Origin of the sequence: Pseudorhodoplanes sp. (assembly GCF_035565795.1) — a bacterium.
Taxonomy (GTDB): domain Bacteria; phylum Pseudomonadota; class Alphaproteobacteria; order Rhizobiales; family Xanthobacteraceae; genus Pseudorhodoplanes.
Window position 1 is genome coordinate 1 of the sequence record NZ_DATMRV010000122.1, and the last position, 9,576, is coordinate 9,576.

Consider the following 9,576-nt stretch of genomic DNA (forward strand, 5'->3'; position numbering starts at 1 on the left):
CGCAAAGCGGACATTCGGTGCTCAGAGCACCTTCCCCGGATTGAGGATTCCGTTCGGGTCGAGCGTCGCCTTCAACTGACGCATCAATTCGAGCGCCGTCTGGTCCTTCACGCGCGGCAGCCACTCGCGCTTGGCGATGCCGATGCCGTGTTCGGCCGAGATCGAGCCGCCGTATTTCGCGACGATGCCGAACACCGCGCGCTGGACATCCTCCTCGCGTGCCATGAACGCGGCCTTGTCCATGCCGGGCGGCTGCGTCACGTTGTAATGGATGTTGCCATCGCCGACATGGCCGAACGGCATCGGACGCGCGCCGGGCACGACCGCGACCGCAGCGGCGCTCGCTTCCGCAATGAAGGCCGGGATGGATGCGACCGGCACCGAGACGTCATGCTTGATCGAGCCGCCTTCGCGTTTCTGCACATCGCCGGCTTCCTCGCGAATGCGCCAGATTGCCTTGGCCTGTTCAAGCGTCTCGGCGATCGTGCCGTCAATGATCAGCCCGCGTTCGACGCCAGCCTCGAAAATCGCTTCGACGAGATCGCGCAAGCCGGTTTCGGTCTGCGATGACAGCTCCATCAGGACGTACCAGGGATGCGGCGCGTCGAGCGGATCGCGCGTGCCTTCGATGAATCGCACGGCGAGATCGACATTCATCCGCGTCATCAGTTCGAAGCTCGTGACCTGCGCGCCCGCGCGCTCATAGGCGAGGCCGAGCAGATCGACCGCAGCCTGTACGGACGGGACACCGAAAAACGCAAGCTCGACCGAACGCGGCCGCGGCACGAGCCGCAGCACCGCTGCGGTGATGATACCGAGCGTGCCTTCCGCACCGATGAACAGGTTCTTCAGGTCGTAGCCCGTGTTGTCCTTCTTCAGCTTGTTGAGGTTGTTGAGCACGCGCCCGTCTGCCAGCACGACTTCAAGGCCGAGCGCGTGCGAGCGTGCGACCCCATGTGCGATCGCGGCGGTGCCGCCGGCGTTGGTCGAGAGATTGCCGCCGATCGTGCAGGTGCCTTCGGAGGGGAGGAGTTGCGGGTAAAGCCGGTCGGCTTGCGCCGCGGCCTCGCGCGCGCGCTGAAGCGTGACGCCGGCTTCGGCGGTCAGCGTATTGGTCACCGGATCGACCTCGCGGATGCGCGTCATGCGGTTGAGCGACAGCACGATCTCGCCGTTGAGCGCGACCTGCCCGCCGACGAGGCCGGTGTTGCCGCCCTGCGGCACGATCGCGGTGCGGGTCTCGTTGGCGAGTTTGAGGATCGCCGAGACCTGCGCGGTGGACTCGGGGCGCAGGATGAGCGGGGAGTGGCCCGGCCAGCGCTCGCGCTGCTCGTGCAGATAGGCCGATTGCACGTCCGGATCGGTGATGGCGTATTTCTCGCCGACGATCGCGGTGAACTTCGTGATCAGGTCCTTGTCTGGCGTGAGCATGCGCACTTCTACGAGGATGAGATTAGGGGAGAGTTTTCGGTGCAGCGGCGCGGCGCAGCCGGTCGTTGATCGCCTCGCCGAGGCCTTCATGGGGTATCGGCATGACGGCGATTCCCGCTGCGCCTATCGCATCCAGCTGCCGCAAATAGCCGAACAGATTGGCCGCAGCTTCCGCGAGATCGGAGTCTTCGGAGAGGTTCAGTGTGGCCTTAGCGCCAGTAAGCGGCGTGCCGAAGGCGAGCAGCACTTCGTCAGGCTCGACGCTTTTCGCGTCGAGGCGAAGCCGCGTCCGGGGCGCATAATGGCTTTCCAGCATGCCCGGCGCGAGCGGCGATTGCTCCGCCGTTTCAGATGCTTGCGCGGGCTCGCGGCCGAGCGTCGCCGCGATGTCCGCGCGCGCCAGGCCGCCGGGGCGAAGGATGGTCGGCTCGTCGAGACAGGCAACGATGGTCGATTCGATGCCGAGCGGCGTAGGTCCCCCGTCCACGATCAGGTCGATTCTGCCGTCGAGGTCCGTGGCGACATGCGCCGCCGTGGTTGCCGAGACGTGCCCCGATATGTTCGCCGATGGCGCAACGATCGGCTTGCCGAAGGCGCGCAGGATCGCCCGTGCGAGGGCGTGGTCCGGGACCCGGACAGCGATGGTGTCCAGTCCCGCGGTCGCCAGTTCCGACACCGGGCACGCCGTCGCCCGCGGCAGCACCAGCGTCAACGGCCCCGGCCAGAACGCCGCGGCCAGAGCCTCGGCGTCCGCGTTGAAGACGGCGATCTGCCGCGCCGCATCGATGTCCGGGACATGCGCGATCAGGGGATTGAAGGCGGGGCGGCCCTTGGCGTCGTAGAGCCGCGCGACTGCCTGGCCGTTCGTGGCGTCGGCGCCGAGGCCGTAAACGGTTTCGGTCGGCAGCGCGACCAGGCCGCCCCGTTCGAGGCACTCGGCGGCCGCGTGCGCGGCGCCCGGAACGGCCTTGATGAGGCGGGTTTTCGACAGGACCTGCATGTCAGGGTCTTACCCGGTTTTTTCCGCACCGTTATGAAAAATAAGGCCGTCTCCGTGCCTTGCAGGGCGGGCGGACGGTGGCTATAAGACCGGCCTTCCAAGTCGGAGTGTAGCGCAGCCTGGTAGCGCACCTCGTTCGGGACGAGGGGGTCGCAGGTTCAAATCCTGCCACTCCGACCATTTATTCAGGGGTTCCCGAACCCCGCTGTTTCCCGGCCACCGATACGTCCGTTTCAACTGGTCTTGACCGCCGTATGGAGAGGGCGTTCGCTACTTCCAGCCTGTAATCAGGGTGGTGGTGGCCGTAATTCCGATCAGAGTTTCCACGGTCATCCCGAGGAACCCGGCCGTTCATTAAGGGAAGGTTTTGCTGAGGTATGTGGACAACAGCGCTAGAAGTTCGAGTACCAAAACTGCGGGGGCGTATCGATCTGACGGTGCAGCACTCCCCGGTTGCGGGGCGCCCACCACTCTCTACCCGAATAAAGGAGACGATAATCAGAGCCTTTCGTGGCGTCAGGCTCAGGTTCGAGAAATACACGTTCCTCAGTCATCGCTGTGATTATCGCGTACCCGTGTGAACGCCGTCCCGTCCAGAAGTACACCATATCGCCAACCGAGTAGGGCATTCTAAGCCCATCCTTGTTATTGAGCAGCCCGTCAAACACAGTCACGCTCCTTTCGCGGCTCGGCACGAGAGTATACCCCAATCAGGAACGCTGCCCGGTCTCGCCGGGTTTTGGCCTCGGGCGCGCTCGGTTTCTGACCTCACTCTGCAGGTGACACGTTTTCTCAGTGAGATGGACGCTTCGGCCCTAACACGCAGCGCGCCGAGCAGGGCATCGCGGGCACTCGTGAACGGGCCACCACCCTCACCACCGAAAGGCCGTGAGCGGGGGGCTGAGATCTGCCATCAGCCCTCCCGCCCTACGGAGCGGATTGTCGAACGTTCGACGCGTTATTTCCCGCCGGCGAGCTTGGCCGATTCGGCGATGCGCTTGCGCTGCTCGTTGATCTCGGCGGCGAATTCCGCGGCAGGCCCCGGCCGAACCACCTGACCCATCGGGGTCAGCTTCTTCACCACCTCAGGATCGGACGCCGCCTCGATCAGATCGGCAGCGATGCGGTCGCGAATTTCCGGCGACATCTTCTTCGAGCCGAACAGTCCCACCAGTCCGTCGAGCGTCAGTGTATCGAAACCTGCTTCCTTCGCCGTCGGAACATCCGCAAGTGCGGGCGCGCGCTGTGCGTTCATGAGCGCGAGCACCTTCACCTTGCCGGCGGCAACCTGCGGCCGCATGATCGCGTAAGCCGCGCCATAGATCTGGATGCGGCCTTCCGCGAGATCGTTCAGCGCCTGCACGCCGTCCTTGTACGGAATTTTGGCGACATTGATGCCCGCGTCCTTCAGCCAGCCCGACACGACGAAGTCGACCGCGCCTGTGGTGCCGGCATAATTGAGCTGGCCGGGCTTTTCCTTCGCGAGCTTCACGAAGTCGGCGAGCGTGTTGATGCCGAGCGAAGCCGGCACGCCGATCGCAATGAGCGTGTTGGTGGCACGCGCGACCGGCACGAGGTCGGTCGCCTCGTAGGGCAGCTTCTGATGCAACAACGGATGCGCCGTGAAAGTCGAGGTCGGCGCCATGAGGAATGTGTGATCGTCATTGGCGGACACGAAGGCGTTGATCGCAACAATCGCGTCGCCGCCGGGCCGGTTTTCCACCACGACCGGCTTACCCCATTTTGCGGACAGCTTTTCGGCAAGGAGGCGCGTCGTGATGTCGACGCCGCTGCCGGGGCCAAGCGGCAGGATCATTGTGACGTTACGCTGCGGCCAGTCCTTTGCCGGTGTCTGCGCGTGGGCCGGGCTTTGGACCGCGGCAAGCGACGAAAGGACAAGGCCGGTAGCGGCAAGCAGGCGGAGCATGGCGTTTCCTCGAGGCTTTTAAGGTTGCTCTTTGGCTAGCCCCTCCACGCAAAAGGGTCAATGCGGCATGGTTTTGCGGCAGGCCGCCCCGCCTGCTGCCAGTGCGGTCATTCCGGAAGCCCCGCCTTGCGCAACCCGTCGGCGAAGGTGACGAGATCGCCTGGCCGCAGGATCGGCAGCCAATCCTTGATATTGGAGATGCGCAGCGAAGGATCGAGCTTGCGAACATGATGCATGGCTTTCTCTGCTTCAGTCTGCCGGCCCGCGAGTGCATGGCTCGCCGCGATGACGGCGGCCACGATCAGGAAGCCCGATAGCTCCCGGATAGCCTTCTCCGCGAACGACGACGCGACATCAAAACGTTTTGCCAGAAGATGCGCCATCGCCATCCCGGCCTGCATGCGGAACATTTCGGGGTCGAGCGGACTCAACCGCATTCCGCGCTCGAAGCGCTCGATCGCGCCCTCAGGGTCGCCGCGCCAGATTCTCAGGAAGCCGCTGATGAACCAGGCTGTCGCGAGGTTCGGGTTGAGCGCCAGCGCCTTGTCGAGTAAGGCGACGCCGCTCTCGACGTCGCCAGTAAAATGCGAAAGGGCGTGCCCGGCACGCGCCAAAGTGACGGCGTCGTCCTTGCCGAGCGCCGCCCCGCGCTGCGCCAGCCGGATGCCCTCGGCGATCTCCGACGGTCGATCGATCATCCAGCCGTTGATCTTGCGCCAGAAATAGCACCATGCCGCCATCGCATAGGGCGGCGCAAAATCCGGGTCGAACTCGATCGCGGTCCCGAACAGCTGCAATGCGTCGGCGGTGGCCTCCTTCGTGCTGCGATGAAAGCTTGCCATGCCGCGCAGATAATAGTCGTAGGCGCGAAGGTTTTCGGTCGGCTTGCGCTTCGCGCGTTCGATCTCTGCGCTCTCGAGCGTCGGCGCGAGTGCGCCGACCACGCTCGCGGCTACCTGATCCTGCAACGCAAAGATGTCATCGAGCGTGCTGTCGAAACGCTCCGCCCAAAGATGTGTACCGGTCGCAGCATCGACGAGCTGGCCGGTGATGCGTACGCGGGTGCCCGCCTTGCGCACACTGCCTTCCAGGACATACCGCACGCCGAGATCGCGGCCCACCTGCTTAACGTCAACGGCACGGCCCTTGTAGGTGAAGCTCGAATTGCGTGCGATCACGAACAGCCAGCGGATGCGCGACAGCGCGGTGATGATGTCCTCCACCATGCCGTCCGCGAAATAGTCCTGCTCGGGGTCGCCGCTCCAGTTCTGAAACGGCAGGACGGCAATCGACGGACTGTCGGGCAGGGTCAACGCGGGCACCGGTTCGTTCGCCCGCGAGGCCTCTGTACCCGAACCACCTTCAGAGTCTGCAGCACTGGTCTCCGTCACGTCGCCAACGAACCGGAAGCCCTTGCGGGGAACCGTCCGGATCAGGCGCTGTTCCTCGCCGCTGTCACCGATCGCCTTGCGCACCGCATTGATGTGACTGGTGAGCGTGGATTCGGACACGATGCGTCCGCCCCATATCGAATCCAGAAGGTCGTCCTTGCTCACGACGCGGTCGCGGTTTCGCACGAGATAGGCCAGCAGGTCGAAGACTTGTGGTCCGACCGCCACGGGCTCGGCCGCGCGGGTCAATTCGCGCCGGTCGAGGTCGAGCGCACAATTGCTGAAAATGTATTGCACTAAGGCGCTCCGTCGCCCCCGGTGCATGAACCGGTCATAGAGGCGAGCGTTGATAGCACGGCAGTCAGTGCCTGGGCATGACCGTTTGCCACATCGGGCCACCGCTGCTTGGACGAATATTCAAGGGAAATCCAAGCGCACGACAAGGTCCCTGCAAAGTCTTTCGAGCCAGCGACAGGCAAAAGCGTCTCCATCGCAACCCCGGCAACGGCCGCGGGTAAGGACGGTCAACAGGAGACAGACATGAGCCTCGACATCATCTCGCCCGCCGCCAGGCCGGCACCCGATGAACTGGTTCCCTCGCGCTACGCGCTGAAGATTGGAGAGATTGACGTACTGGTGATCAGCGACGGGGTGTTGCCGATCCCGGCGAAAACGCTGGCACACAACGTCGACGCGGGCGTCCGGTCGGCCTGGCTGGAGGACGAATTCCTGTCGCCGGACATGATCGATTGGCCACTGAACGTGGTGCTGGTGCGCAGCGGCGGCCGGACCATACTCGTCGACGCCGGGCTCGGGGCGGACCCGAACCTGCACCTGCCGCAAGCCGGTCGGCTGGTCCAGCGGCTGGAGGCCGCCGGTATTGATCTCGCATCCGTGACCGATGTGGTGCTGACCCACATGCACATGGACCATATTGGCGGGCTGCTCGTGGACGGGATCAGGGAACAGCTACGTCCGGACCTGCGGATTCACGTGGCAGCCGCCGAACTCAAATTCTGGGAATCGCCCGATTTCTCCCGCGCCGTGATGCCGCAGGGATTCCCGGACGCACTTCGTCGTGCAGCGAAGCAGTTCGTGAAGGATTATCGCAACAACCTGCGGCCGTTCGAAGAGGAATATGAAGTGGCGCCGGGCGTTATCGTCCGCCGCACCGGCGGTCATACGCCCGGACACAGCATCGTGCGCCTCGCATCCGGCGCTGACCGGCTGACCTTCGCCGGCGACCTCGTGTTTCAGGTCGGGTTCGATCACCCCGACTGGCACAATGGTTTCGAACACGACCCGGAGGAGTCTGCGCACGTCCGCATCAAACTGATGCGCGAACTGGCCGCGACCCGCGAGCCGCTGGTGGCCACGCATCTGCCGTTCCCGTCCATCTGCCATGTCGCGGTCGTCGGCGATCACTTCCGCTGCGTGCCGGTTGTCTGGGACTACTGACCGTCGGCTGAACCAAAACGACTGCATCTGTTGAACAACTGGCGCCTTCATTTCTGATGAAGGCGCCAGCAGGAGCAGCGCTGTGCCTGCGCGCGCGTGTGCTCGCCACACATCACAAGGAATTTTCGATCATGAAACGACTTCTCATCATCGGCGCCGGATTTGCCGGAATGCACGCAGCTCTGTCCGCCGCACGTCTTCGCGATCTGCAGGGAGTCCGCCCGGGCGAACTCGAAATCGCGCTGATTTCGCCCGAGCCCTTCCTCGTGATCCGTCCGCGCCTTTACGAAGCAAACCCGGAGACGATGAAGGCGCCGCTCTCGGAGGTGTTCGCGGTTTGTGACATCCGTTACGTGCAGGGCAGTGTCGAGACGATCAACACCGGCTCAGGCTCGGTGGTCTTCACTGCGCCCGGCGGCGGGAGCAACATCCTTCCGTATGACCGGCTAGTGCTGGCCGCCGGAAGCACCGGCTTCCGCCCGAACATTCAAGGGCTGGCGGAATACGGTTTCGGCGTGGACATGATCGAGGAAGCGATCCGCCTCGACCGGCATCTTCATGCGTTGCCTGACCGTCCGGCGTCAAAAGCGCGCAACACGGTTGTCGTTGCGGGCGGCGGCTTCACCGGCATCGAGACCGCCACCGAGATGCCCGAACGTCTGCGCACCATTCTGGGCAAGGACGCCGATATCCGGGTTGTGATCGTCGAGCGCGGCGAGGCGATCGCGAAGCAGATCGGCGACGATCCGCGCCCGGCGATCATGAAGGCGCTGGGCGAACTTGGCGTCGAAACCATGCTTGGTATCGGCGTGACATCGGTGGACGAAACCGGCGCCGTTCTCTCCAACGGCGATCGCATCGACAGCGCGACCGTGATCTGGACGGCCGGGATGCGCGCGTCGGTGCTGACCGCGCAAATCGCAGCGCCACGCGACAATCTCGGCCGCTTGCAGGTTGACCGCGACCTGCGCGTCCAGGGCGTCGGCCACGTGTTTGCCACCGGCGACACCGCGAGGGCCGAAAGCGACGACCTCGGCAATGTCGCAACGATGTCGTGCCAATTCGCGAAGCGGCTTGGAGCGTTCGCCGGCCACAACGCCGCCGCCGACTTGCTCGGCCTGCCGCCCAAGCCCTACGAGCAGGCTGCCTATGTCACGTGTCTCGATCTCGGCGCGGCCGGTGCGATCTTCGCGCGCGGATGGAATGCGAAGCTGAAGCTGACAGGCACGCAGGCCAAGTCGCTCAAGCGCGATATCAACACCGTCTGGATCTATCCGCCGCGCGCCGATCGCGCCGAAATCTTCGCCGCTTCAGAACCGGAGCTTGTGCTCGATCTTGCAGCTCCGGCTCCGCAGGAGCTGGCCGCATGATGAAGTTCGGGGCGGAGACGCTCGCACGATCCGCCCCACATTGCCGACGTGAATGGCTCAGGTCCGCGGCGGACGCCGCCGCTCGCTGAACCATGCGCGATAATCGACCATCTTCGCGCGCTGGCCCTGCGGCGCCCTGCGCTTGCAGGTCGCGAACTCCTCGGTTCCTTCCTTGGCGCCCCAGCGCAGTTCGACGCAATCGTTGACGTTGTACGCCATTTCGAGATCGCCGATGCGGTCGATCACATCCTTCAGCGACAGCGTCCATTGCGAGCCGTCCGTGCGCGGATAGGAGAATTTGCGAGACGACAGTTCCTGCGCCAGCACAGCCTTCAACTCGGCCTTCACCTGATCGACATTCTTGTTGTGCGGCATCGCGTAACGCTCGGGACGTCGCGCGACACGGTCGGGGAAGTTGCGCACAACGTCCATTGCGATCAGGAGGCGCAAATCGCGGGACGGAGTTGCGAAGTCTTCCCACGCGCCGGTGGTTTCAAAGATCGCGGCGCCATCCGGCATCGAGGCATCGCCCTTGCCGCTCAGCTGATACTTGCGTCCGTTCTCGACCGAGGTGACGCGCGCCTTCACCTGCTCCTCAAGCGAGGTGATAGCCTCTTTCATTGCGCCCAGCGGATCGAGCGGGTTGGGCGACATCACGTCGTCCATCTTGTCGTAGAAGCCCTCGACCGAAAGTTTCGTCTGCTCCAGCGAAAAATCCGAATAGTTCGGGTTCTTGGAGATTTCCGCGACGGTGAGACGGCGCAAGGCGCCGTTCTTGTCGCGCACAATCGGGCGGAAGCGCTTGAAGCCCGGATCGCCGAGCGCCGGATCCTGCGCGAACAGGAAGTTACCGCGCCAGAAGCGCTTGCGTGAGACCGTGCCGTCGGGCTGTGCGTCGACGGCGAGGAAGACGCCGGCATTGCCATCGGTCTGCGGCACGCGCTTTGCGATGATGAGGAGATGCCCGTACGGATCAGCGTAAACGGTGCCGGGCCGAAG

6 protein-coding genes, 1 tRNA gene and 1 pseudogene are annotated in these 9,576 nt (G+C 64.2%); 3 read left to right on the plus strand and 5 right to left on the minus strand.

What is annotated here, in order from left to right:
- Positions 1–21: 21 nt before the first annotated feature.
- On the minus strand, positions 22–1,431 hold the full coding sequence (locus tag VNZ93_RS11710) for an FAD-binding oxidoreductase (protein ID WP_325704694.1): 1,410 nt from the start codon (positions 1,429–1,431) through the stop codon (positions 22–24).
- 22 nt (positions 1,432–1,453) lie between these two features.
- Positions 1,454–2,431, minus strand: coding sequence for an L-threonylcarbamoyladenylate synthase (locus VNZ93_RS11715; protein ID WP_325704697.1), 978 nt, complete (start codon positions 2,429–2,431; stop codon positions 1,454–1,456).
- 103 nt (positions 2,432–2,534) lie between these two features.
- Between VNZ93_RS11715 and VNZ93_RS11720 the strand changes: the two genes are divergently transcribed.
- Positions 2,535–2,611: transfer RNA gene (locus tag VNZ93_RS11720), tRNA-Pro, on the plus strand.
- Between the two features lie 778 nt (positions 2,612–3,389).
- Here the strand turns inward: VNZ93_RS11720 and VNZ93_RS11725 are convergent.
- Both VNZ93_RS11725 and VNZ93_RS11730 read right to left on the minus strand, forming a co-directional pair.
- On the minus strand, positions 3,390–4,358 hold the full coding sequence (locus VNZ93_RS11725) for a tripartite tricarboxylate transporter substrate binding protein (RefSeq protein WP_325704700.1): 969 nt from the start codon (positions 4,356–4,358) through the stop codon (positions 3,390–3,392).
- Between the two features lie 107 nt (positions 4,359–4,465).
- Positions 4,466–6,073 carry a winged helix-turn-helix domain-containing tetratricopeptide repeat protein gene (locus VNZ93_RS11730; RefSeq protein ID WP_414710057.1) on the minus strand — a complete coding sequence of 536 codons (1,608 nt, stop codon included), beginning with the start codon at positions 6,071–6,073 and terminating at the stop codon, positions 4,466–4,468.
- A 216-nt stretch (positions 6,074–6,289) separates the two neighbouring features.
- Here VNZ93_RS11730 and VNZ93_RS11735 point away from each other — a divergent pair, with 216 nt between their 5' ends.
- Both VNZ93_RS11735 and VNZ93_RS11740 read left to right on the plus strand, forming a co-directional pair.
- Entirely contained in the window at positions 6,290–7,207 is a 918-nt protein-coding gene (locus VNZ93_RS11735) for an MBL fold metallo-hydrolase (RefSeq protein ID WP_325704706.1), read from the plus strand.
- A 131-nt stretch (positions 7,208–7,338) separates the two neighbouring features.
- Positions 7,339–8,577 carry an NAD(P)/FAD-dependent oxidoreductase gene (locus tag VNZ93_RS11740; protein WP_325704709.1) on the plus strand — a complete coding sequence of 413 codons (1,239 nt, stop codon included), beginning with the start codon at positions 7,339–7,341 and terminating at the stop codon, positions 8,575–8,577.
- Positions 8,578–8,634: 57 nt separating this feature from the next.
- Here the strand turns inward: VNZ93_RS11740 and VNZ93_RS11745 are convergent.
- A pseudogene (locus tag VNZ93_RS11745) lies at positions 8,635–9,576 on the minus strand (hypothetical protein); the annotation flags it as partial.

What these genes read in the sequence shown, in the direction of transcription:
- VNZ93_RS11740 (WP_325704709.1), top strand. Translation starts at nt 7,339, where the DNA reads ATGAAACGACTTCTCATCATCGGCGCCGGATTTGCCGGAATGCACGCA.
- VNZ93_RS11715 (WP_325704697.1), bottom strand. Translation starts at nt 2,431, where the DNA reads ATGCAGGTCCTGTCGAAAACCCGCCTCATCAAGGCCGTTCCGGGCGCC.
- VNZ93_RS11725 (WP_325704700.1), bottom strand. Translation starts at nt 4,358, where the DNA reads ATGCTCCGCCTGCTTGCCGCTACCGGCCTTGTCCTTTCGTCGCTTGCC.
- VNZ93_RS11730 (WP_414710057.1), bottom strand. Translation starts at nt 6,073, where the DNA reads ATGCACCGGGGGCGACGGAGCGCCTTAGTGCAATACATTTTCAGCAAT.
- VNZ93_RS11710 (WP_325704694.1), bottom strand. Translation starts at nt 1,431, where the DNA reads ATGCTCACGCCAGACAAGGACCTGATCACGAAGTTCACCGCGATCGTC.
- VNZ93_RS11735 (WP_325704706.1), top strand. Translation starts at nt 6,290, where the DNA reads ATGAGCCTCGACATCATCTCGCCCGCCGCCAGGCCGGCACCCGATGAA.